Annotated in this window: 21 protein-coding genes; 16 read left to right on the forward strand and 5 right to left on the reverse strand. The window is 50.9% G+C overall.

What is annotated here, in order from left to right; genetic code table 11:
• Window positions 1-99 precede the first annotated feature (99 nt).
• From ACTG1P_RS21155 to pseF, 5 genes are read right to left on the reverse strand one after another with little or no spacing between them, the layout of a single operon-like run.
• Entirely contained in the window at window positions 100-357 is a 258-nt protein-coding gene (locus tag ACTG1P_RS21155; protein WP_440002173.1) for a hypothetical protein, read from the reverse strand.
• Window positions 354-1,646 carry a motility associated factor glycosyltransferase family protein gene (locus tag ACTG1P_RS21160; RefSeq protein WP_440002174.1) on the reverse strand — a complete coding sequence of 431 codons (1,293 nt, stop codon included), beginning with the start codon at window positions 1,644-1,646 and terminating at the stop codon, window positions 354-356. The genes ACTG1P_RS21155 and ACTG1P_RS21160 overlap by 4 nt, the downstream gene beginning before the upstream one ends.
• Entirely contained in the window at window positions 1,639-2,685 is a 1,047-nt protein-coding gene (gene pseI, locus ACTG1P_RS21165) for a pseudaminic acid synthase (RefSeq protein ID WP_440002175.1), read from the reverse strand. The genes ACTG1P_RS21160 and pseI overlap by 8 nt, the downstream gene beginning before the upstream one ends.
• A 6-nt stretch (window positions 2,686-2,691) precedes the next feature.
• Window positions 2,692-3,948, reverse strand: a complete 1,257-nt coding sequence (gene pseG / locus ACTG1P_RS21170) for a UDP-2,4-diacetamido-2,4,6-trideoxy-beta-L-altropyranose hydrolase (RefSeq protein ID WP_440002176.1) — start codon at window positions 3,946-3,948, stop codon at window positions 2,692-2,694.
• On the reverse strand, window positions 3,938-4,633 hold the full coding sequence (gene pseF, locus ACTG1P_RS21175; protein ID WP_440002177.1) for a pseudaminic acid cytidylyltransferase: 696 nt from the start codon (window positions 4,631-4,633) through the stop codon (window positions 3,938-3,940). The genes pseG and pseF overlap by 11 nt, the downstream gene beginning before the upstream one ends.
• A 164-nt stretch (window positions 4,634-4,797) precedes the next feature.
• Between pseF and ACTG1P_RS21180 the strand changes: the two genes are divergently transcribed.
• From ACTG1P_RS21180 to ACTG1P_RS21255, 16 genes are all read left to right on the forward strand, one after another.
• Window positions 4,798-5,334, forward strand: coding sequence for a GNAT family N-acetyltransferase (locus ACTG1P_RS21180; RefSeq protein WP_440002178.1), 537 nt, complete (start codon window positions 4,798-4,800; stop codon window positions 5,332-5,334).
• On the forward strand, window positions 5,331-5,564 hold the full coding sequence (locus ACTG1P_RS21185) for an acyl carrier protein (RefSeq protein ID WP_440002179.1): 234 nt from the start codon (window positions 5,331-5,333) through the stop codon (window positions 5,562-5,564). The genes ACTG1P_RS21180 and ACTG1P_RS21185 overlap by 4 nt, the downstream gene beginning before the upstream one ends.
• Window positions 5,564-6,313, forward strand: a complete 750-nt coding sequence (locus tag ACTG1P_RS21190) for an SDR family NAD(P)-dependent oxidoreductase (protein ID WP_440002180.1) — start codon at window positions 5,564-5,566, stop codon at window positions 6,311-6,313. Before ACTG1P_RS21185 ends, ACTG1P_RS21190 begins: the two co-directional genes overlap by 1 nt.
• The gene (locus ACTG1P_RS21195) at window positions 6,310-7,668 is read left to right on the forward strand and encodes an AMP-binding protein (RefSeq protein ID WP_440002181.1); all 1,359 of its coding nucleotides are present in this window, start codon (window positions 6,310-6,312) and stop codon (window positions 7,666-7,668) included. The genes ACTG1P_RS21190 and ACTG1P_RS21195 overlap by 4 nt, the downstream gene beginning before the upstream one ends.
• Window positions 7,665-8,720: a LuxE/PaaK family acyltransferase gene (locus ACTG1P_RS21200; protein ID WP_440002182.1), complete on the forward strand. Its 1,056-nt coding sequence runs from the start codon at window positions 7,665-7,667 to the stop codon at window positions 8,718-8,720. Before ACTG1P_RS21195 ends, ACTG1P_RS21200 begins: the two co-directional genes overlap by 4 nt.
• The gene (locus ACTG1P_RS21205; RefSeq protein ID WP_440002183.1) at window positions 8,699-9,904 is read left to right on the forward strand and encodes an acyl-CoA reductase; all 1,206 of its coding nucleotides are present in this window, start codon (window positions 8,699-8,701) and stop codon (window positions 9,902-9,904) included. Before ACTG1P_RS21200 ends, ACTG1P_RS21205 begins: the two co-directional genes overlap by 22 nt.
• Before the next feature lie 168 nt (window positions 9,905-10,072).
• On the forward strand, window positions 10,073-11,044 hold the full coding sequence (locus tag ACTG1P_RS21210; RefSeq protein ID WP_440002184.1) for a glycosyltransferase family 2 protein: 972 nt from the start codon (window positions 10,073-10,075) through the stop codon (window positions 11,042-11,044).
• Window positions 11,041-12,210, forward strand: coding sequence for a UDP-galactopyranose mutase (glf, locus tag ACTG1P_RS21215; protein WP_440002185.1), 1,170 nt, complete (start codon window positions 11,041-11,043; stop codon window positions 12,208-12,210). The genes ACTG1P_RS21210 and glf overlap by 4 nt, the downstream gene beginning before the upstream one ends.
• Window positions 12,211-12,215: 5 nt before the next feature.
• A complete protein-coding gene (locus ACTG1P_RS21220) occupies window positions 12,216-14,489 on the forward strand; it encodes an HAD family hydrolase (RefSeq protein WP_440002330.1) in 2,274 nt (757 codons plus the stop codon).
• A gap of 121 nt (window positions 14,490-14,610) precedes the next feature.
• Window positions 14,611-15,807 carry a radical SAM protein gene (locus ACTG1P_RS21225; protein WP_440002186.1) on the forward strand — a complete coding sequence of 399 codons (1,197 nt, stop codon included), beginning with the start codon at window positions 14,611-14,613 and terminating at the stop codon, window positions 15,805-15,807.
• Between the two features lie 25 nt (window positions 15,808-15,832).
• Entirely contained in the window at window positions 15,833-17,098 is a 1,266-nt protein-coding gene (locus ACTG1P_RS21230; protein WP_440002187.1) for a hypothetical protein, read from the forward strand.
• 12 nt (window positions 17,099-17,110) lie between these two features.
• Window positions 17,111-18,295, forward strand: a complete 1,185-nt coding sequence (locus ACTG1P_RS21235; RefSeq protein ID WP_440002188.1) for a hypothetical protein — start codon at window positions 17,111-17,113, stop codon at window positions 18,293-18,295.
• Window positions 18,296-18,392: 97 nt separating this feature from the next.
• Window positions 18,393-18,674, forward strand: a complete 282-nt coding sequence (locus ACTG1P_RS21240) for a carbamoyltransferase N-terminal domain-containing protein (RefSeq protein WP_440002189.1) — start codon at window positions 18,393-18,395, stop codon at window positions 18,672-18,674.
• 24 nt (window positions 18,675-18,698) lie between these two features.
• The gene (locus tag ACTG1P_RS21245; RefSeq protein WP_440002190.1) at window positions 18,699-20,756 is read left to right on the forward strand and encodes a carbamoyltransferase family protein; all 2,058 of its coding nucleotides are present in this window, start codon (window positions 18,699-18,701) and stop codon (window positions 20,754-20,756) included.
• Window positions 20,757-20,885: 129 nt separating this feature from the next.
• Window positions 20,886-21,371, forward strand: a complete 486-nt coding sequence (locus tag ACTG1P_RS21250) for a hypothetical protein (protein ID WP_440002191.1) — start codon at window positions 20,886-20,888, stop codon at window positions 21,369-21,371.
• Between the two features lie 20 nt (window positions 21,372-21,391).
• Window positions 21,392-22,375 carry a GSCFA domain-containing protein gene (locus tag ACTG1P_RS21255; protein WP_440002192.1) on the forward strand — a complete coding sequence of 328 codons (984 nt, stop codon included), beginning with the start codon at window positions 21,392-21,394 and terminating at the stop codon, window positions 22,373-22,375.
• Window positions 22,376-22,450 lie beyond the last annotated feature (75 nt).

Genomic DNA, 22,450 nt, shown 5'->3' on the forward strand with positions numbered 1-22,450 from the left:
TGCAATATCAAAAAATTCCGTTTAAATGTCGGTGTGGTTGCTGTCATCAAATGTCTGAGTAGCGTACCAATGGATTGGCTGCTATCTCCGATCCGGATGTCAGGAGGGGCTCGTTTCTGAGGCGACCGTCAGGAGAGCAGCCAGCTCTCCTTCAAGCCAGTCGGCCAATCCCAGCCAGTCATGGCGCTCCTGACAAGCCAGCAGGGCACTCACTATGGTCACGGCATCGCCTTGGTGCTCAGGAGGTAGAGTATGCAAGGCCTGCTCTACCAGAGCCGGTAGCTGCAGCGCACTCTCTACATGAAGGCCAAGACGAAAATTGTGTGCCAGTGCAATGCACTGCTCTGTGATAGTCATTGCATCAGCTCCGGATGATAGTCACAACCGAGTAGGGCGGCGCCGTCGCGGCTGCTGTTCCAGAATTTGACCTCCGGGTGGCTTGCAATATAGCGCTCAAGTTCGATCTGATAGGTGGTGAAATTGGGGTTGGTGCTGACGCGCTGACCATGACCATCCAGCACCCAGCTAAGAGCCTGACTCGCAACTGGGCCTAAAGCACCATCATCCCAGCCGGTATGGGTCTGGCCACCGGGGAAGGCGAAGTCACAGCCGAGCAGAATGATCTCTCGACAACCCATCTTGACGGCGAGATCGACGGTGGGATGGATCACGCTGCCTCCTTGATGGAGTAACCCTTTGGGATGAGTGTGACGAAGTTGTTCATACACGGGGCTGATGGAGTAGGCGGTAAAACGCGGCCCTTGCCAACTTGCGAGCGTCTCATGGGGCACCATGGGGGCATATACCAGAGGAACCGAGGTGAGCCCCAGGCTTGCCAGCCGATCCGGAGTCAGAGCGTCGTCGATAGTTACGACCAGATCCACACTGATGCCGTATTGTCGCAGAGGGGCGAGCGCAGTATCGACACAGAGTACCTTCCACTCGGGATGTCGCTGCAACAAGCCTGCAAGGCGAGGGAGGTGGTGTTGCAGGCTGGGACCGCTGGCGATGACCAGTGCAGTAGCATCCGGGTGTGAGCCAAAAAGCGTGGCAACATCGCCATCTTCACCCACAAGTGGCAGATTCTCGGTCAGTCGCCTGGTAATGCGCGGCAAGTCGGGGACGAAGCGTTGCCTGGTGTAAGTCGCCATCACTTCGCTCACCAGTCGACCACGAATACGGCAGGCCGCATCTTCGGCCAACTCCAGTTCGCTGGGGAGGGCGAAGAAGGGGAGGACAATCTCCTGTTCATCGGCAGCGAGGCTCAGCTCTACCCTGGGGTCTTGCAGCCACTCGTCGTGCTCGAGCAAGGCCAGCACCAGAGTGAAGAGATTGTGGTGCATGATATGGATATGGAGGGTTTCTAACCGAGGGCGTGCCAGCAGCACCTTCTGCAGATCGCCGAGTCCGGTGCCATAAAGATGCAGCACGGGTACATCGGGAAGAGTTGCCGCTTGCAGTTCTGCCTCGGCCACCCGGTCATGGCGGCTGGTAAGCTGGATGCCATTGACCAGCAGTGTGCTGCTGAGGCCTTCACACAACTCCACCTGCAGATCGTCCAGCTGTGCCACCGTGAGGTGGGCTGCAAGCCGTGGCCAACGCTGTTCGATTATGGCCAGATGGTGGCGCAATAGATCTTCATTCATCTTGTGCAATCCACTCCCAGTTGAGAGGCTGATTGGCTGCCATGTCTCGGCTGACCCGCTTGCCGATGAGCCGATCGTAATCGGCGGGGGGCAGGCCGAGGGCGGGGCGCACCGACTTGATGTGCTCTGCGGTGAGCACCTCGCCGGCTACCATCTCCTTGACCAGATAGAGGGAGCGGCGAAACGCACGGTTACCCTGTTCACTGGCGGTGAGCTGGTAATCGGCCACCCCGAGGGCGGCATGGGCGGTATTGACCGAGGTTACCAGTTCGGTAAGTTCCGCCGGCTCCATGGAGAAGGCGCAATCCGGCCCGCCGTCGGCGCGGGCCAGGGTGAAGTGCTTCTCGATCAGAGTTGCCCCGAGCGCAGTGGCGGCGATGGCCGTGGCCGATCCCAGAGTGTGATCGGAGAGCCCCACCTCGACCCCGAAGCGCTGGCGCAACATAGGGATGGTACGCAGGTTGTATTCGGCGGCTGGGGCCGGGTAACCGCTGACACAGTGCAACAGTGCCAGCTGGCCGTTGCCATGCTTGAGCGCCATCTCGACCGCAGCGGCGATCTCGGCCTCGTTCGCCATGCCGGTAGACATGATGAGCGGCTTGCCGGTCTGGGCGGCGTAGCGGATGAGGGGCAAGTCCACCAGCTCGAAGGAGGCGATCTTGTAGGCCGGGCAGTCGAGGGATTCCAGCAGATCCACCGCGCTGAAGTCGAACGGACTGCTAAAGACCGTCAGCCCCAGCTCGCGCCCTTTGGCAAACAGCGCCTGGTGCCACTCCCACGGGGTGTGCGCCCACTCATAAAGGTCATAGAGGCTGTGGCCATCCCACAAACCGCCGTGGATCTGAAATTCCGGTCGATCACTTTTGAGGGTGATGGTATCCGGGCGGTAGGTTTGCAGCTTGACGGCGCTGGCACCCGCTGCTTTGGCTGCGGTCATAATGGCCAGGGCGCGGTCCAGATTGCCATTGTGGTTGGCCGACAGTTCGGCAATCACATAGGGGGCCTGTTCCTGGTTGATGGGGCGATGATCGATCTGCATCTGTGTTCAGATTCCTATGCCAAGTTGCCAGCCTTGCGGCGCCGGCTGCCAAGGGGCAGGGGGCGCTATCTGCGGTGGCTCGGCAAGATAGAGGGGAAATTGGGAGAAAATTGTTTGCAAGCGATGTGCCAGCTCTTGCCACTCAGTTGGTTGAAGTGGCCGGGCGGCCTGCCATGTCAGATGTTGGCCGTCCAGAGTCAGGGTTAGCAGTGGTTTGTCATCATGGCGTAGTTGCCACTGTTGGCAATCTGGTATCAGTTGATAATCGGGTTGTGGTAGCAGCCTGGCGGTGAGGCGATCCAGCCCCAGCCCGTCCACCTGCTGCTGGCCGCGGCGGCGGTAATCGTCTGACTGTTGTTCAAGTCGTTGCAGGGCTGGCAGCAGCCGCTCAGGCTCGGCCAGCTCGCTCAGGGTCAGCCGCTCGGCCAACTGGAAGCTGGCGATCACTTCGTCGTTGAACTGCTGATTGTCGACGATGGGCACCGCCAGGGTCGGCAGGCCGAGACAGGCCCGCTCCCAGGTCATGCCCCCCGCAGCGCCGATGGCGAAGTCGTGCTGGCTCATCAGGTCGGCCATCTGGTCGCTCTGGAGCAGCAGCACCAAATCAAGGTCGGCCAGTTCAGCCACTCTCTGTTCCAGTTCGGGCCAGAAGGGATTGGCGCCGCCCGCCACCAGGGTCCACTGGATAGTGCGGGCCCAAGGCAGTCGAACCAGGCTGTTGAGGGTCGTGAGACAGGCTCCGGCCGGATCGGCACCGCCAAAGCAGATGAGGCCACGTTGCCACCGGCTGACCTTTTGGCGTGCAAGCTGGCGATAGGCAGGGCGCAACAGAGCATAGTCGGTGCCCAGCAGCAGCCGACAGTCGGCAGGAGCGAGTGACTGGTAATCGGCGGCGCTGCGTAGTGGCCCCTGATCCAGCAGTAACTGACCATGATGAGGGCGATCGGCCAGATCGTCGATCACCAGCAACTGACCACAGTGGATTGCCAGTGTCTGCTCGATCTGCCGATCAATCTGGTAGTGATCACACACCAGCCACGCTGGGCGCAAGATGGACAAGGGGCCTGCATCGTCCAGAGCGCAAAGGGGGTGATGCTGGTGGGATTGCAGCAGTGGCAGCAGGTGAGTCGGTAGTTGATAGCAGAGAAAGTGGCACTCGGCGCCAGCCGTTTTCAGCCGATCGGCGATGGCCAGACAGCGCATCAGATGACCCAGCCCAATCTCGGCCCCGGCGTCGAGCCGGAAGGCAACCTTAAACGCCATCTTGGGCCAACACTTGATAGAGCAGTTCGGCCAGATGCCAATCTTCCGGCGTATCGATATCGACCACTCTGTGTCTTGGCAGAATATGGCCGATCCCCTCTCCACCGATGGGGCTGATCCCGCCCAACCAGGCAGCCCGCGTCCCCCAATAGAACTGACCTGCATCCTGATAGGCCGGCTCGAGATCCTGGGAGCGTTTCGCCATCTGCTCCGGCCAGAACGGCGTGACTCGTCCCTGTTCGTCCATGCGCACCGCCCGCTGGATCGGGAAGCCGAATTCGGCCACCGTGTAGACAAATGGAGCATTACTTGCGATCAGTCGCTGATGGGCGGCCTTCAAGTCATCGGCTTGAATAAGCGGGACAGTGGCATAGATGCAGCAGTAGTGCTCTGCCTGGATGCCGAGCTGGTCGAGTCGCTGGATGGTGTCGATCACCACAGGGGTGGTACCTGTGTGATCATCGGCGAGGTTGGCTGGCCGCAGAAATGGCACATCCGCGCCCAGTTGACGAGCTACTGCGGCAATCTCCTCATCATCGGTGGAGACCACCACCTTGCTGAAACAGCCAGATTTTTGCGCCGCCTGGACGGCATAGGCGAGCATGGGCTGACCACAGAAGGGGCGGATATTCTTGCGTGGAATGCGTTTGCTACCACCCCGGGCCGGGATAATGGCGATGGCCATGATGGGCTCTCTCCGTTGGATCAATGACTGGCCAAAGCCAGGATAATCGATGACAACTCTTTGATTATTTTTGATATTATACTGGTTTTTCTGCTTGTATTATCGATTTTTGCTACGGAATGGCAGCAGTGTGGTCGATAAGAGAGACAGATCATGAAAAGTGGATGGCGTTGAAGATGAGCTATGGCGTTGAGTTACGCCCGATAGAGCCGTGGGATCTTCCCGCTTTGCGGCGTTGGCGCAATCAGGATGAGGTGCGAATGCAGATGGTATCTCAGACGCGTATTTCGCCACGGCAGCAGCGCCAATGGTTCACCGCTACCCGTGAGCGGTGGGATCAGCAGCACTGGGTGCTCTGGTGCAAGGGCGTGCGAGCGGGTTACGTCAATCTGAAAGGTGAGTGCCATGGCAAGCTGCAGGGTCAGGCGATTGCCGATGCGGGACTCTATCTGGGCAACTCGACCGTGCGGCATCCCATGTTGGCCGTTGCTGCTGCCTTATCTCAGCTTGATCAGGGGTTTGATGAGTTGCACATCGGTTGTATCCGCACCCTGGTTCGGGAGAACAATCGCTCGGCCCTGCGCTTGAATGAACAACTGGGTTACCGCCAGATAGGGCAAGAGAACGGATTTATTGCATTGGAATTGCAGCCTGCGGATTACTATGCCGCCCGTGAGCGGCTACGGAGATTTTTCAGATGACAATCGCATTGGAACAGGTTTTTGCCGAGGCGCTGGGTCTCGATATCGGCAGCGTCAGCGATGGGCTGGCCTACAACAGTATCCCGCAGTGGGATTCTGTCGCCCACATGGGGCTGATTGCCCAGTTGGAGGATAACTACGGCGTATTGCTTGACACCGATGACATTATCGACATGAGCTCGGTCGGCAAGGCGCGCGAGATCCTGGCCAAATACGGGATCGCTTTCTGATGACGGGGCTGTTGCAGGGCAAGCGGGTGTTGATCACCGGTGCCGGGCGTGGCATCGGTCTTGCCATCGCCCGCCAGTTTGCTTCTCAGGGGGCCGAATTGTGGCTGGGTGGCCGTGATGAGGTTGCGATGAGCCAGCTGGCGACCGAGCTTGGTTCAGAGTTTGGCGTGCCCTGCCAGCCCCTCTGTTTTGATGTGGCTGATCCGTTGGCGGTCAAGCAGGCCTTTCAGCAGTTGTTTGCTCAGACTCGCCAGCTGGACGTGCTGATCAACAATGCTGGCATGCTGGAAGAGGCGTTATTGGGGATGGCGAACCAGACCCATCTGCAAAAGACATTCAGCAACAATACCTTTAGCGTGATCTACTGCAGCCAGTATGCCGCCCGCCTGATGCAGCGCTGCGGTGGCGGCAGCATCATCAATCTCGCCTCCCTGATGGGGCAGGTGGGGGCGGCGGGGCTCAGCAGCTATGCCGGCAGCAAGGCGGCGGTGATTGGCATTACCCAGTCACTTGCCAAGGAGCTGGCCGTCAGCCGGATCCGGGTCAATGCCATTGCTCCCGGTTTTATCGATACCGATATGGCGCATGCCATCCCGCAAGATAAGTTTGCCGAGCGGGTGGCCAGCATCGCCATGGGACGGATTGGCACGCCAGATGAAGTGGCCAAGGTGGCCCTGTTTCTTGCATCCGACTTGTCGAGTTATGTGACCGGGCAGGTGATTGGGGTCGATGGAGGGATGGTGATTTGAGCCAGCCTGATTTGTTGACACATCTGGTTGAAAGTAATGACGAGCCAGCCTGGCGAGACCCGCAAGAGGGGTGGCTTAGTTATAGTGAACTGGCCCGGCGTGTGGCGCAGTTGGCCACCATCTACCCTGCCGGTCGCCATTTGGTCTACCTGCCATTTGTGACATCCACCCTGCATCTGCTTCACTACTTGCTGGCCCTGCGTGATGGCCACGCCATTATGCTGGCCGATCCTGCACAGGATGCCCAGTTGCACCATGAGCAGTGCCAGCGCTTTAGTGTCAGTCTGCGGGTATTGGAGGATGGGGCAGTTGCGCATCTTGGCGATGCGCCCTCGCTTCACCCTGAGCTGGCCATGCTGCTGCCGACATCGGGCAGTACCGGCTCCTGCAAATGGGTGCGATTGTCGCGAACCAATCTTGATGCCAATGCCGCGGCCATCGCCGAATATCTGGTGCTGAACGGGGGTGAGCGAGCCATCACCTCATTGCCACTTTTTTACTCCTTCGGTATGTCGGTGCTCAACAGCCATCTTTTGGCTGGCGCCTCTCTGGTTTCATGCACTGCCAGCCCCCTTGAGCGCCAATTCTGGGATGAGGTCAATCGTCATCAGGTCACCAGCGTGGCGGGGGTACCGTTTACCTTTCAGATGCTAAACCGCTTGCGTTTTGACTGGGCGCGTTATCCCAGTCTGATGACACTGACCCAGGCCGGAGGGCGGCTTGAGCCGGCGCTGGCAAAGCAATTTGCCGAGCAGGCAGTTGCGTTGGGACGCCGTTTTTTCGTGATGTATGGCCAGACTGAAGCTGCACCGCGCATTGCCTGGTTGGCGCACGATGAAGTGATGATTGCCCCCGATGCCATCGGCCGTGCTGTACCGGGCGGGCGTCTCTCTCTGCGTCATGAGCCCGGCTTTCCTGACGGGGAGGGGGAGCTGGTTTACCAAGGGCCAAACGTGATGCTTGGCTATGCCGAGCGCCCTGAAGATCTGGCGCGTGGGCGTGATATGGATGCGCTCTTTACCGGAGATCTGGCTCGTTGTGATGAGGCGGGCCGCTTCTATCTGACCGGGCGACTCAACCGTTTCCTGAAGCTGTTTGGCAAACGGGTGAGCTTGGCTGAAGTGGAAACCTGGTTGCAGGGGAGGGGCTATTCCTGCGCCGCGACCGGCTGCGATGATCACCTGTTGGTGGCCATCGAGGCAGACGCGAACCCCAGTGACGCACTACAGCTTGAGCTGGCCCGCTGGCTGATGGTGCCGCCATCAAGCGTGCGTATCTACCAACATCATTTGCCACGACGCAGCAATATGAAGATTGATTATCCGGCCCTATTGAGAGAGCTGGAGCAACTATGAACAAGCTGTTTGATGCACCGGTTTTCGGGCTGCCCCAACATGAAAAAAGTGGGCTGCTCCTTGCTCGCCTGAATGAATTGACGCTGCGCCATGGGCAGTGTTGCCCAGCATTTGCCAATATTCTGTCGGCGTTTGGCTGGGGTCAGGCTTCGACGTACCAAGAGCTTCCCTATCTGGCCGCTCGCCTGTTCAAATTGGCCCAATGGCAGAGTGTGCCGCAAGAAGAAGTATTCAAGGTGCTCACCTCGTCGGGTACCACGGGGACGCCGTCACGCATTGTGCTGGACAGGGAGACCGCCGCCCTGCAGAGCAAGGTGCTGGTGAAGATCCTGCAAGAGTTTGTCGGCAAGCAACGGTTGCCCATGCTGCTGGTGGAGCAACCTGCCCTTATCCAAAACCGCAGCGGTTTTTCAGCCCGCGGCGCCGGTGCGCTGGGGCTCTCCTTCCTTGGCCGTGACCATACTTATGCCCTCGATGAGCAGATGCTGCCCAACTGGCCTGTCATCGAGGCCTTTTGTGACAAATATGCGGGCCAGCCGGTTCTGTTGTTCGGCTTCACCTTCATGGTGTGGCAATGTCTGCTGGAGCCGCTGCGTGAGCGCGGTCTGCAACTGCCGCTGACGCAGGGCACGCTTTTTCACAGCGGTGGCTGGAAGAAGCTGCAACACCTCGCGGTGGATAATCCAGCTTTCAAGCAGCGTTGCCATGAACATCTGGGGCTGAGTCGGGTGCACAACTTCTATGGCATGGTGGAGCAGGTGGGGTCGGTGTTTGTCGAGTGCGAACATGGCCATCTGCATGCGCCTCTCTTTGCCGATCTGCTGGTGCGGGATCCGTTGACTCACCAGCCGCTCGGGATCGGCCAGCCCGGTCTGTTGCAGGTGCTCTCGGCCATTCCTCAAAGTTATCCCGGTCACAGTCTACTCAGCGAAGATCTTGGTGTCCTAGTGGGTGAGGATGATTGTTCCTGCGGTCGTCGTGGCCGTTATTTTCATGTATCAGGACGTCAGCAAGGCGCCGAGGTGAGGGGATGCAGCGACACTTTCCAGTGAGCCGGTCAGATGCAGAAGATGCCATCTGGCAAGCGGGGCCAGAGGTCGCTTTCGCGGCTCCCGTCAGCGGCTGGCAAGGTTTTGTTACTCGCCCGCTGCCAAGCTTTGCGCCCGTCATAGGTGACTTTGTGGCTGCGCTCTCTGCACGTCTGCAGCTGGAGGGGCGAGAGAACCCGGATCTGGCCGCTTTTGGTTTTTGGTTGCGGCCGCGCCAGATTGAGGTACAGCGTAAACGCATGGCAGGGCGCGCCCCGCTGGGGATGGTTTTTCATCTGGTACCCTCCAACGTGCCGACTGTCGCCTTCTACTCCTGGATCATGGCGCTGCTGATGGGCAATGGTTCCGTAGTTCGCCTCTCAACGCGTATCGATCCGGTGCAAGAGGCCATGTTGACCATCCTGAACGAGCTTTTCTCTCTCTCTGAGTGGCAAGAGATTGCCTCGCGTACCCGCTTTATCCGTTATGACCATGACGAACGCATTACCGCCTGGCTGTCGACCCGATGCCGCCTGCGCATCGTCTGGGGGGGGGATGAAACCATCGGTCGGGTACGGGCTATTCCGCTTTCACCCCGCGCTCAGGAAATCGTGTTTCCGGATCGTCGCTCCATGGCGGTATTTGATAGCCAATGGCTCGCCAGCCTGGATGCTGCCGCGTGGCGGCAATTGGTTGCGGCTTTGCAACAAGACTTTACTCGCTTCAATCAGCAAGCCTGCGCCTCGCCCACCACAATTTGCTGGTTGGGCACTCCCGATAGTGTGTTGCGCCGTCGCTTGCTCGAAGCTGTCTTTGCCCCCTTTGCAGACAGCCCTGCCCTGATGATGGAACGCCTTATCAATAGTCAACAAAATGCCGCTCTCGATGGTCAGATGCAGCTGGAGAGCTTTGCTGGCGTCACCTTATTGACTCCCACCGCCTCTTTGCGGCTTGAACACATCGGAGGAGGTACAGTTGCCGAATTTGTTGCCGATACCCTTGATGAGTTGCTGTTACAGCCTTGGGATATGCAGACCTGTGTCTGGGTTGGGCCAGATAAAACGCGGCTTGAGTGTGCGTTACAGCTGTCGCCTTGCTGCCGTATCGATAGGGTGGCAAGTCCGGGACAGGCGCTGGTATTCGAATGGCTCTGGGACGGCATCGACATGCTGGTGGTCTGCAGCCGTCGGCTTGCTCGCATTGAATAGTGGATGCCAGGTCACATAAATCAAGTCATATCAATGAATTAACTTGGTCAGGCACGGCTCTTGCAATAGATATTGCCATGAAGGGCAGGAAGGGTTGACATAGACCGTGCGGTAGCCTTGTCCATTTTCTCCAATTCGCTTCTTTTTTACTCTACTTCTGGATTCTCTATGAAAGTCAGCGTACTGGTGCCGGTGTATAACCTCGGGCGCTTTATCGAGCCCTGTCTGCTTAGTTTGCTGGAACAGCAAACCAATTTCGATTTTGAGGTCATTGCCATTGATGACGGCTCGAGCGATGACTCCTGGTCCATCATGCAGCGGCTGGCACGGCAGTGGCCGCAACTCAAGGCACTACAGAACTCGCAGAATATGGGGTTGGCCAAGACCCAGAAACGCTTGCTGAGAGAGGCTACCGGTGAATACATCGCCTATGTCGACGGGGATGATCTGGCTCTGCCGGGCAAGCTGCAGAGCCAGGCCGATTATCTTGATACGCACACTGGCTGCACCCTTTGCTACCACGAAGCGGAGATGTTTGATGATGAAACTGGCGCACGAATCAAGCTCTTCACCCGCGATTATTACAATGCTCGCTATCTCGAACTAGTGATGACGCGGGAGGCATTGATCCGTTTCGGGGTGTTCGTCAATGCCAGTTCCATTATGTTTCGCCGTTATGAAGGGATGGAAAATGCCATCGATGAGGGGTGCAAGATCATCCTCGATTATCCCTGGCACATCTTGAACCTCTCCCACAATCCGGGGACGCTGGATTTTATCCCCGAATTATTGGGCCGCTATCGCTTCCATACCCAGAGCTTTGGAGGGCAAACCCGCAAATCGGCTGAACGTCGTGAACAGTCGCTGCGCGATCTGCTGCGCGCCTGTGATAACGCCGCTGCGTTTGGGGCGGATCCCGTGGCCATTGCCCAGGGGCGTGCCCATCACTATTACTCTGCCGCACTCTACTTTCTGCGGCAGGATGACGTTGCCCGCTTCACGCAACTTATCGAACAGTCAGTTACTGAGGTTGCGAAGCTGGCGCCAGGCTGGTTCTTCGATGAGAGACATCAACTGGCGTGGGCGCAGCGGGCCCATCCAGCACGGGTCATGCAACAACTGTTTGGAGAGGCTGCATGAGTTATCAGGCGATCGTCATTGGCGCCGGGCTTTCCGGTGCCGTCATGGCTGAGCGAATGGCCAGCCAGCTCGGTTGGAAGGTACTTGTGCTGGAACAGCGCGATCATATCGGTGGCAACTGCTTTGACGAGTATGATGAGCATGGGGTGTTGATCCATCGCTATGGACCGCACCTCTTCCATACCGATAATAAGGAGGTCTGGGATTACCTGTCGCAGTTTACCGAGTGGCAGCCTTATGAGCATCGTGTGTTGTCACGCATCGACGGGCAGTTGGTGCCGATCCCGTTCAACTTGACCAGCATCGAGCGCTGTTTCCCCGCCGACAAGGCCGGCGCCATGATTGAGGCCCTGCGAACCCGGTTTGGTGATGGTGCCAGAGTGCCTATTCTGGAACTGCGCAAAGAGGTGCATCCCCTGCTGGGTGAATTGGCAGATTTCATCTATCAGAAAGCTTTCGTCAACTACACCAGCAAACAGTGGGGGGTACCGCCCGAGCAGATCTCCCCCGAGGTGACGGCGCGGGTACCCGTTGTGGTCAGCAGGGATGATCGCTACTTCACCGACCCTTGGCAGGCGGTGCCGGCCGCAGGCTATACCGCCATGTTTGTGCGCATACTCGCACACCCGCTGATTGACGTGCGGCTGTCTACCCCCATGGTGCAGCGTGTCAGATTGGATTGGCAGCAGAAGCAGGTGATGTTGGATGGTGTGCCTTTCGACGGTCCACTGATCTATACCGGTATGCTGGATCAGTTGATGCCGGCAGAAGGGAATTGCCTGCCATACCGCTCGCTGCGTTTTGAACATCGCCATCTGGCGCAAGAGCAATTTCAACCTGTCACCACCGTCAATTATCCGAATGAAGAAACCTTCACTCGGATAACCGAATTCAAGCATTTCAGCGGGCAACAGCATCCCGGCACCAGTATCGTGTACGAATATCCCTGTGACTATAAGCCTGAGCAGGGGGTAGAGCCTTACTACCCGCTGTTTACCGACTCAGCTAAGCAGCATTATCAGGCTTGCCGCGATGAATTGGCACAGTTCCCGCAACTGATAGCTTTGGGCCGCCTTGCCGAGTATCGCTATTTTGATATGGATGATGCTGTCGACAATGCGCTGCAACACTTTCGACACCTGGCTAAGCCGATGACAGGGAGATAAGCGTGATGAATTATCTATCGAAATTGGATGGAGCTCTGCAAGCGCAGCCGATCCGTGCCATTTCATGTGATGTATTTGATACCTTGATCTTCCGTCACGCCGGAACCGTCGAGCAATTCTGGCAACAGTTGGCATTACAAGCTTACCAGTTGGGTATTCTGTGCAATGACGATCCCGAAGCCTTTGTTGAATATCGTAAAGAGGCTGAATCGATGGCGCGGCGTCAGATGATGCAGCGAGAAGGTCACAGAGAGGTGCGGCTAGAGCACATCTATGCTTGCTGGTCCAGCGCGCAGGGGGAGCAGTTGGCCCAGCTGGAGCAGCAGCTGGAATACGACAACTGGTGGCTTAATCCGGTACTGGTCGATTGGCTGGCCAGCCAGCAACAGCGCGGCCTACCGATCGTGCTGCTTTCCGATATGTATCTGCCTGCCAGCCTGTTGCAGCGCTTCTTCAGTACCAAGGCCCCGCAGCTGTTGCTGCATAGGATCTATGTTTCTGGCGAATATCGTGCCAGCAAACAGGATGGGGGTCTGTATCAGCGCCTGCTGGCCGAGCAGCAATGGTCGCCCGCATCGGTTTTGCACATTGGGGACGACAAAATTACCGACCTGCAGATGGCAAAGGCCTCCGGGTTAAGCGCCTGTTATGTTGGGTTAGGGGATGATTACCTCGCGCAATTGAAGTACGAGCAGCGTCTGTTTCCTCTTGCCATCCCTGGATTGGAGCGGTTGCGGCGGCAATGGCGCTGGCTGAGTGATGGCTCGGCCAGTTCTGGAATAGCCAGTCATGTCTATGCGCCGGTTCTCTACGCTTTTGCACGCTGGCTCATTGTGCGTTGTCAGCAACAGGGGATCACCACGCTGTTCTGTCTGCTGCGCGAAGGTGATGTTATCGCACGTCTCGTGGCACAAATTCCCGGACACACGCTAACTGTCAAGACGCTGGCGGTCTCCCGTCGTTCCAGCTTTCTACCCAGCCGAGAGTGGTCGCTGGAGCTGTTGCATCCTCTCTGTCAGCGTCGCGGCTATACACTGGCCGAATTGCTTGAGGATTTGGGGCTTGAGTGTTCACCGATGTGGTTCCAGCACCGGCTCTGTACCTTGTCTGCGCTGGTACAAACTCCACTCTGGCTTGAGGTGCTGAGCTGGTTGGAGACTGTCCAGCCGCAGATCGTTGCCCACTTGCAGCAACAGCGGCAGTGGCTGCTGCAATACCTGGTGCAACAGGGGGTAACAAACGCCCCTGAGATCGCCATACTCGATTGGGGATGTGGTGGCAGCCTGTTGCAAAATCTCCATCAGCTGGTAGGGCTAGATGATGTCACCTATTTCATGTTCTATGCCAGTCAGCGTGCGAGCCGGGTAGCGCTAAGCCAAAAACTGCAGATATTTCAGCCCGCATCATGCCAAGCATGGGCTCAGCAATTAGCTGCCTATCCTGAAATAAGCGAGATCTTGCTCAATGGTGCGCTCAGCTCGACCCGATGCTATCAGATAACGAATGATGGCCAGATCACGACCAAACCAGTTGCACAATCTGATGATGCGATCCTCGGTCGGCAATCGCGCGAGGCGTTTGTTGGCATCCTGCTGAGATGGGGTGAGCAAGCATCTGCAGCTGGCTGGATGGAGGAAGGGCCGTCACTCGCCGAGCGTCACTATCTGGTGGGAATTCTCTATCGTCTGATTCTTTATCCTATGTGGCATGAAGCGCGTGAGTTGGCCAATTTATCGTTGCCAATGGCGCCGGGATGCAGCCAGCCACTGTTGCCACATAGCCGCGTGATCGGGCTTAAAGAACGAGTATGCAGCGGTGAGCAGGCATATCAGTTGTTATTGGATGGCACAGATCCGATTCTACGTAATACGGTTTGGTATCCTGGACTGGTAGCTCTGGCTTTCCCTGACCAATTACAGCAGTGCGGTGAGTTGGCTACCTATCAGGATGATGAGAAGGTTGCACCGTTGTTGTTACAGAAGTTACGACAGTCAGGTATTACCAAAACGGCGTTATATGGTGCTGGTGAATTGGGATTGAAAGTGTATGAGTTCCTTACTGCACATGGTATCAATATTTGCTGCGTGATTGATCGTCGGGCCTTGAATAGTTGTATTCGATTGGGTGAACATCAAGTAATCACGTTGGCAGAGGCCAAAAGACGGGATGTGGACTGTTTTACGGTCGCGTCACGGGCCTTTGCCAGCGAAATAAGTGCCGAGATCCGGCTGCAGTACAATGATAAAACCGCTGGCACTAATATTATTGTCTTCAGATAGTAATGTCGGTGTTTTATAAAAAAGTGAATCAATGAATTGAAAATAGTGATGTTTTCGTATTCATAATATCAAATTATTATAGTGTTATGACTGTTTTAGTCGTGCACTAAAAGGAGTTAAAATGACTAATTCAATTAAGGCACCTGGGTTGTTTCAGGTTGAACTGACTAATTATTGCAATATAGATTGTACCATGTGCGCGCGTTCAGCAGGTCTGAATAGACCTATAGGACACATGGACTTGGAACTTTTCAAAAAAGTTGTCGATCAATCCCGTGAATATAAAATGCCGATCCATTGGTTACATCATTTTGGGGATACCTTAATTTATCCTAAATTGCGTGATGCTCTACAATATTTCAAGGCCCATGGTTATGGCCCAGGAAATGTTTCTACTAATGCAATTTTATTGAATGATGACAAGATTGATATATTGTTGGAGTATGGTGGAAATGTACTATGTTGTATTGACACTATGGATCCAGATGCTTATAAAAAAATAAGAAACAATAATCATTTTGAAAAAGTAAAAGGTAATATTGAAAAGTTCATCGCCGAACGTGACCGCAGGAATTCTGATACCGTAATTACGATACAGTTTTTACGTACTGCGCATAATATGGATGAAGATTTGACCATTATGATGGACCACTTTGGCCAACATGATAATGTTCGATTTATAGAAAAACGTACGGACAAGCATCCTAAAGGTGGAGATATTACTATTGTAGCATTGGATGACGAATTTAATCATAAACGGACTTGCTTTAAGATTCGTTCGGAGTTGTGTGTGTTATGGACTGGCGAGTGTGTACCCTGCTGTTGGGATGCTGACGGAGAGCAGATTATAGGTGATGTGCGTGATGAATCACTAGCTGATATCTGGCTGGGTGAGCGACATAAAAAAATGCAGCAACAATTATATAAGGGAGAAGAAGGAGTGTTGTCGCTGTGTGATAAATGCACTGGTCCTATCAGCGATAATATTATGGGGTTGAGAGAACAGGTCAATGCCCATGCTTTACGTTGGATTGAAGAGGGGAAGACGGTTGTGCTTGCTGCCGCCAGCAAGGCCATGTTTGATTTGTACGAAAAAACACAACTACGGAACCTGAATGTAGCGGCTTTTTGCGATATTAATCCGGAAGGGAAAGTACCCCCTGTTAATATTCCAGTCCTCCCGTACTCAGAAATTGAAAGGATCAAGCCGGATGCGATACTAATTTTCTCTCCAGCCTACAGTACGGAAATATACTTCCAACAGAAACATTGGCGTGAAGAAAATATTGAGATAGTAGTTCTCGGTGAATTTCTATAATCTGGTATGATAGCAGGAGTACTTTATGCCTTTTTGTATGCAGAGCTATCTTGCTCCTATTCCCTCTGTGGTGCTGGATAACTATCAAAAATATCTTGCACCATTAAAAAATCAGGGTAAACGTATTGTATTTGCACCACATTGTGAACTGGTATTTAATCTGGTGTATCGTGGCTATTTCTGTCATTTCACAGTCCTTGGTGCCTTGGATAAAAATAATAAAAAAATTGGCAAAACAGGTAATGGTATTTTTGCTTATAGCTATGACAGTCTCACCGAATTGAAACCGGATATTGTTGTCGTAGCCAATACCCGCTACCACAATGAAATTGTGGTAGCCCTGCGTACAGTCGCAGAGGCGTTAAATTTTGAATTGGTTGATCTTTGTGAAGGTTACGAGCATACTGCATTTAGGCAGGAATTAGCTGAATTTCTGGACTGCAGGAAAATAAGCCAATTACGACCTGGTTGTATCGATGTGCCAGCAACAATTACCGATACAGATGTGATGGCCGTCGAAATTGTAATTGAGACAGGTTGGGGGTTAGGTGATAAATTGTGTGCACTGAGTGCTGCTCGTGAATTTGCACGCAGTAATCCCAATCTGTCGGTTTATTACAATACCTTACCAGAAATTGTTTCAGCCTATAGTGATGAGCTTTTGAAGTTGGGCTCTGGGGCCTATCCTTTGCCGGAAAATTATGCGCTGTTTCATAGAGAAAAGGATTCATCGCCAGCAGCAAATTATTTAGGCTGTTATTACCTTGGTTTAGGTATTAATTTTTATTCTAATCCTGGGCTGGAGTTGCCCGCGGTACCACCTTGTGCCGGATTAATGCCAGATAGTTATATTGCATTACAGCCTACGGCTAATTGGGCAAGTCCGAATCTTTCCTTGGATAATATAAAAAGAATCATAAAGAACGCCCCTTTACCCGTCGTTTTGACAGGGAATTATATTACCAATAACTCGACTGATAATGTCTCAGACGAAGATAAGCAGCGATTCAATCAGGAACTTGTCACTGCAGGGGCAAATGCCTCTTATATCGGTGATGAAATGAATATGCTAAAAATTATCCGTCATGCAGCACTGGTCCTGACACCGCGTTCAGCCAGCGCACATATAGCAGCAGGTTATGGTGTCAAAGCCGTTGTTTGGGTACCCAATGATGGCGAGAATTGGCATCTGGATTATCCAAACTGGCAACATAAACGTATTTCCGCTGCACAAGAACACGTTGGTGATGAGCTGATTCGTGAAATGCATAACCTGATAAAGACAAAATAACATGGAGTTTATATGACATCCTTTATTCATGATTGTGTATACAAAAAAATATTCAGTTTATTGCCGGATCTCATTCGTTCGCAAGACCGAGTTTTATTGTATCCGGCAGGGGCCATGACTAAAGAGTTGATACAAAAGAATGTATTTAAAGAATGTAATTTAATCGGCATTGCGGATAAATCATGCAGTGATGGTTTCGATGCTGCACTTAATGTCACTACGTATAGCCGAGCATCCATTTTCCAAGCTGGGCCTGAATATATTCTGATCTGTTCGCTCTCATACCATAATGAAATCATGAGTGATTTTTTCGCTGACTGTTTGGCTAGAGATATAAAATTAGTTGATTTGTCAGAGCTTTTTGAAGCAGGAAAAGAAGATAGAACCGCGGCTTATATTGATAAGGTCAATGCCTTGTTATGTTCATCAGAGATTCGTGCATTGTTGGCTGATGACAAATACAAGGATAAACGACGCTTAGAGCCCTTTGGCTATAAATGTTACTCACAGCATGATGAAGACGGTATGTTAGCTGAGGTATTTCGTAGATTGGGGGCCACCTTGCCACATACATTTGTCGAGTTTGGTGTCGGTGATGGCTTGGAAAATAATTCATTATTACTTTTAAAACAAGGCTGGCAAGGTTTATGGATTGAAGGGAGTAATACTAATGCTGCCTTGATAAAAGAGCGTTTTGCCAAACAAATTGCTGATGGAATGTTATATTTTGAACATCAGTTCATCGACAAAGATAATATCAACCAATTGATTGGTAACCATTTCAATGGTGACATAGGCATGCTATGTATTGATATTGATGGTAATGATTACTATGTCTGGGAAAAAATTGATATTGTGCAACCTTGGGTTGTTGTAATTGAGTATAACGCCAAATTCCCTCCTCCCATGAAATGGTCAATAGAATATAACAAGAATCACATCTGGAATTTGACAGATTATCAAGGGGCCAGTCTGGCTGCACTGGCTGAATTGGGTGACAAAAAAAATTATCAACTGGTTGGCTGTAATCTCAATGGCACCAATGCCATCTTTGTGAGAAAGGATAAAATCGATAAACAATTCTTGGTAACCGATGAACTGCTGGAGTATTACCATCCACCAAGATATTTCCTGACGGATGGATACCGAATGATGTGTGGTCACGTGCCTGATCCGCGAATGGGCATTATTTTATAATTGGCGTAAAGTAACCTTGGTGCATCGTGAATTCTGGTGCGCCATTTTTACACCAGCGATCTGGCATAAATAAAACCCATATTATTAGGGGACTATAATGATGAAAGAACTTGTTCTTGGTATTAATTATTTTGGGCATGATTCAGCCGTATCGCTGGTCAATATGGATGGTGACGTTCTGTATTGCTTAACCGAGGAGCGTTTTTCCAATATAAAGCATGATGGGGCTTTTCCTATCATGTCTATCAATACAATTATAGATTTGATCAAACAGCATGCGCTTGGGGATTTGAGATATATAGCATTAAATCATGATCCTGAGCTATATGTAACCGATAAGTTATTCAACTACATTGACAGCTGTTGTGTTCGTGAATAGTCATCCCTGCTTAAGGATAATATTTTGGCTGTATTGCCTGAAATGCGGGTATGTCGGCAAGGGATGTACCCGCTTAATTTTTTGCAAGAGTTAATTATTCGCCTAGGGATTCATAGCGATGTATCACAAGACCTGCTTCGATATATAAAGTGGTCTCTGAATCGTTATCTTTATACGCGACAAATACTTAATAATATTGCGGCTATGTTTCCGGCATGCCAAGTCATTCCAGTGGCTCATCATACCTGTCATGCGGCCAGCGCTTTCTTCTGCTCTGGTTATTCAGAGTCTGCCATCATGACGATTGATGGTTACGGTGAGCATGATACGGTTACCCTAGGTTTAGGGTGTGGCCATGATATTTCAGTTATCTCGAAAAGTTGCTGGCCTAACAGTATCGGTCTTCTTTATAGCATGGTGACCCAATATTTAGGTTTTGATTGGTTTGGTGACGAATATAAAGTAATGGGAATGGCTGCTTATGGCGAACGCAAGTATCTGCCGCTTTTTAAAAAATTGGGCAGAGTGACAGAGGATGGAGTCTTTGAATTTATTCCTGGAGATCTGATGTCTAGAGATGAGGTGCCTGGCGCTCCCGGAGAACAATGGTACGCATTTACACCACTTCTTGAACAGTTATTGGGTGGGCGGCGTCATCACGATGACGAGTTCGAACAGCGGCATTTTGATGTTGCCGCAAGCCTACAGGCATTTGTCGAAGACTGTGGTGTCGACATGGCCAAATATCTAAAGCGTATCTATCCTCATGTCGACAAAATTTGTATCGCTGGTGGTGTCGGCCTTAATGGCTTAATGAATTCTCGTATTTTGAAAGAGGCAGGTTTTTCTAGTATTTATATTCAGCCTGCTTCATCTGATGATGGGACGGCTATTGGTGCTGCATTCAGTGTGGTGGCTTCCAAGTCTGAAAATCCGAAGTTTGGTCGACTACATAATATGTTTCTTGGTGTGGAACGTTCAGATGAAGAAATAAGGCTAGCTCTGGATGATAAAGGGTTGATTTATACTCGAGAGAAAAATATATCTGCTAAAATTGCGACCTTACTATCGGAAGGGAAAGTTGTTGCTAGATATGAAGGCCGATCTGAGTTTGGACCTAGAGCATTAGGGCATAGAAGTATCATGGCGAGTCCACTACACCAGGAAATGAAGGATGTTATTAATTCAAGAATAAAGCATCGTGAACGATTCAGACCTTTTGCTCCTGCCTGTTTGGCTGAGGATATAAAAGATTATTTCTATGCTGAGGATGATGCTGAATTTATGCTGATCATTCCGCAGGTTAAGCCAGATAAGCAAGATATTATTCCTGCTGTCGTGCATAATGATGGTACTGCGAGAGTGCAAGCCGTTCATAAGAGCAAAAACCCCGGATTTTATGACATTATAGAAGAGTTTAAAAAAATAACTGGTGTACCTGTCGTAATAAATACCTCGTTCAATGTTAATGGTGAAACGATCGTAGAATCACCCCAAGATGCAATAGAGTGTTTTTTGTACACTGATATTGATTATTTGGCCATAGGCGATTATCTGGTTAGTAAAACTGATAACCTTTCCGCTAGGATTAAACTATCCCGCTCGGCATTCTTGGAATTACGCAAACAGCGTTATTGCCAGCAGAGTTGGTGTCGGCAGTTGTTTTGGTCTTCTGACACGGGGTCTGTCAGTGCGTCAGAATCTGATCTCGACGCACAAGAGCGGCGTATGAAATGGCGTCGTATGGCATCGGTACTCCATCGGCATCTGGTGGCGATGCCTTATCCTGCATTCTGTATTGTTGGTGCAGGTGAGATCGGCATTGTATTTCTAAATGCATTGCGTAACCGCATGCAGATTAGTTGTTTGGTGGATAAACAGGCTGAATCTATGCAAGGATTCTCAGTACCGGTAAAAACCCTCGAACAAGCTATTGCCGAAGGTGAACGCCATTTTATTATTGCATCTGAGGCCTTTGAGTCGGAGCTTAAAGCTAGGATAAATCAGCTTTTGCCGATAGAAAAAATCGTTATGTTTGGTATTTCAGATCTTATTTCTATGATGACCAAATCTGTAGAGTGAGGTACGAGTGTTGGTGTATTCCATTTGCGAGTACGCCAGCAATTTTATTGATTTATCCACTATTCAAAGATGGTCTATGATACTCAAAATCACAAGCAATAAAAAATTATGCTTTTTATGGAGGATGCTATGGATAGTTTTGGTAATAAAGTAAATTTAGATGACGTGCTTAATTATGTTAATGATGGTGATGATGTGCGTGCACTACAAATATTAAGTTCTTGCATTTCGAACAACAATGATAATTTTCTATATTGTCATTTATATGTTTGTTGTTTAATAAATACCGGCCGTTTCTCAGAGGCAATTAGTTTTTTAAAAACAAAATCATCGACACCATTTTATAATGATTCACTTTGCAGAATTTATAACCTTACTAACAATGAACATGCGGAGATTGAACTGCAAGTTATTTCTGCAAAACAGAGAATAAAATCAAAGGAATATGTTGTAAGTGTCATAAATAAACTAATTGGTAAAAACTCTAATCGGTATAATTTGATTGCCTTTGAGTTGGCGCGTAATTTTACTGACATTCATCCTGATTATCCTCTTGGATGGCAATTACTTGCTAAGTTAGCCATGTATACTGATAATTGGAGGGAGGCGAATTAGCTTACCTGAAATTGCTGTCAATGGATGAAGGTAATGAAAATATACTAAATGACTATGAAAGTTTGTTAGCCAGAAAAACTATTGAACTCAGTTTTTTTGAAAATGAAACAGGTCTGGCACAGGGAACGGAATCAGAGAATAATAAACGCTCCATTAAAAAGCCCTATGTTATGGCACGCTATCCAATGAAAGATGAATTGATGACTAGTTTTAGAGATGCTTTTTTAAAGCATGTTGCAGTGGAGTTTAACTCTAATCCACCAAAGTTTATGCCTCATGATAAGTTTGTAATATTTGGTTCGTGCTTTGCATCTAATGTAGCTGCCGAATTAAAGTCTCAAGGTAAAGATGTGTGGCATATCCCTATTGGTGAAGATGTGAACAATACATATACAAATAAATTGTTTTGGCAATGGGTGTGTGGTCATGAAGTAGGGGCTGATCTAGAAAATAAGATGTTCAAATTATTAAATGTTTCTAGAGTAGAGGTTTTTCAAAAAATAAAAGATGCAAAATGCTTTATTTATACATTAGGATTGGGTGCTGCTTTCTTTTCTAAAAGCACTGGTGAACTTCTTGTGCCAGATTCAGATTGGGTAGGGACAAGGGCTTTGATAGAACATGGGGAATTCAAAACGACTAGTGTCAGCGATAATTATAGAAATATCCTAGAAATAATCAGTTTGATAAGAGAGGTTAATATAGGGGCGCAGATAATAATTACATTATCTCCTGTACCATTGCTTGCTACTTTTGAACGGCATTCCGCTGTAATCGCTGATTGCCTAAGCAAGTCAGTTTTACGTGTGGCGGTCAATGAGGTCATGAATGATAAAATTGATGCTGTTTATTATTGGCCAAGTTTTGAGGCTGTTCGTTGGTTAGGCCCACATATAGGTAAATGCTATGGAAGTGATGATGGTGTTTCACGTCATATAAATGAAAACATTATTTCAGATATCATTTCTGTATTTGTTGATTCAGTTACGGTGCGTGATTGTTAGTCATCATGGTGAAACTATTATATCCTGACTTTGGTATGAGTATGAATTGGTTGTGAAGAAGAGTGAAACTTGTCA

The organism is Aeromonas sp. 11P (assembly GCF_051920165.1).
Lineage (GTDB): Bacteria > Pseudomonadota > Gammaproteobacteria > Enterobacterales > Aeromonadaceae > Aeromonas > Aeromonas veronii.

Bases quoted from the DNA above. Each gene is read 5' to 3' on its own strand.
- pseF (WP_440002177.1), bottom strand. From the start codon at position 4,633: ATGGCCATCGCCATTATCCCGGCCCGGGGTGGTAGCAAACGCATTCCA.
- glf (WP_440002185.1), top strand. From the start codon at position 11,041: ATGAGTTATCAGGCGATCGTCATTGGCGCCGGGCTTTCCGGTGCCGTC.
- ACTG1P_RS21205 (WP_440002183.1), top strand. From the start codon at position 8,699: ATGCAGCGACACTTTCCAGTGAGCCGGTCAGATGCAGAAGATGCCATC.
- ACTG1P_RS21180 (WP_440002178.1), top strand. From the start codon at position 4,798: ATGGCGTTGAAGATGAGCTATGGCGTTGAGTTACGCCCGATAGAGCCG.
- ACTG1P_RS21155 (WP_440002173.1), bottom strand. From the start codon at position 357: ATGACTATCACAGAGCAGTGCATTGCACTGGCACACAATTTTCGTCTT.
- ACTG1P_RS21235 (WP_440002188.1), top strand. From the start codon at position 17,111: ATGACATCCTTTATTCATGATTGTGTATACAAAAAAATATTCAGTTTA.
- pseI (WP_440002175.1), bottom strand. From the start codon at position 2,685: ATGCAGATCGATCATCGCCCCATCAACCAGGAACAGGCCCCCTATGTG.
- ACTG1P_RS21240 (WP_440002189.1), top strand. From the start codon at position 18,393: ATGATGAAAGAACTTGTTCTTGGTATTAATTATTTTGGGCATGATTCA.
- ACTG1P_RS21220 (WP_440002330.1), top strand. From the start codon at position 12,216: ATGAATTATCTATCGAAATTGGATGGAGCTCTGCAAGCGCAGCCGATC.
- ACTG1P_RS21225 (WP_440002186.1), top strand. From the start codon at position 14,611: ATGACTAATTCAATTAAGGCACCTGGGTTGTTTCAGGTTGAACTGACT.
- ACTG1P_RS21230 (WP_440002187.1), top strand. From the start codon at position 15,833: ATGCCTTTTTGTATGCAGAGCTATCTTGCTCCTATTCCCTCTGTGGTG.
- ACTG1P_RS21190 (WP_440002180.1), top strand. From the start codon at position 5,564: ATGACGGGGCTGTTGCAGGGCAAGCGGGTGTTGATCACCGGTGCCGGG.
- pseG (WP_440002176.1), bottom strand. From the start codon at position 3,948: ATGGCGTTTAAGGTTGCCTTCCGGCTCGACGCCGGGGCCGAGATTGGG.
- ACTG1P_RS21250 (WP_440002191.1), top strand. From the start codon at position 20,886: ATGGATAGTTTTGGTAATAAAGTAAATTTAGATGACGTGCTTAATTAT.
- ACTG1P_RS21255 (WP_440002192.1), top strand. From the start codon at position 21,392: ATGGATGAAGGTAATGAAAATATACTAAATGACTATGAAAGTTTGTTA.
- ACTG1P_RS21200 (WP_440002182.1), top strand. From the start codon at position 7,665: ATGAACAAGCTGTTTGATGCACCGGTTTTCGGGCTGCCCCAACATGAA.
- ACTG1P_RS21185 (WP_440002179.1), top strand. From the start codon at position 5,331: ATGACAATCGCATTGGAACAGGTTTTTGCCGAGGCGCTGGGTCTCGAT.
- ACTG1P_RS21210 (WP_440002184.1), top strand. From the start codon at position 10,073: ATGAAAGTCAGCGTACTGGTGCCGGTGTATAACCTCGGGCGCTTTATC.
- ACTG1P_RS21160 (WP_440002174.1), bottom strand. From the start codon at position 1,646: ATGAATGAAGATCTATTGCGCCACCATCTGGCCATAATCGAACAGCGT.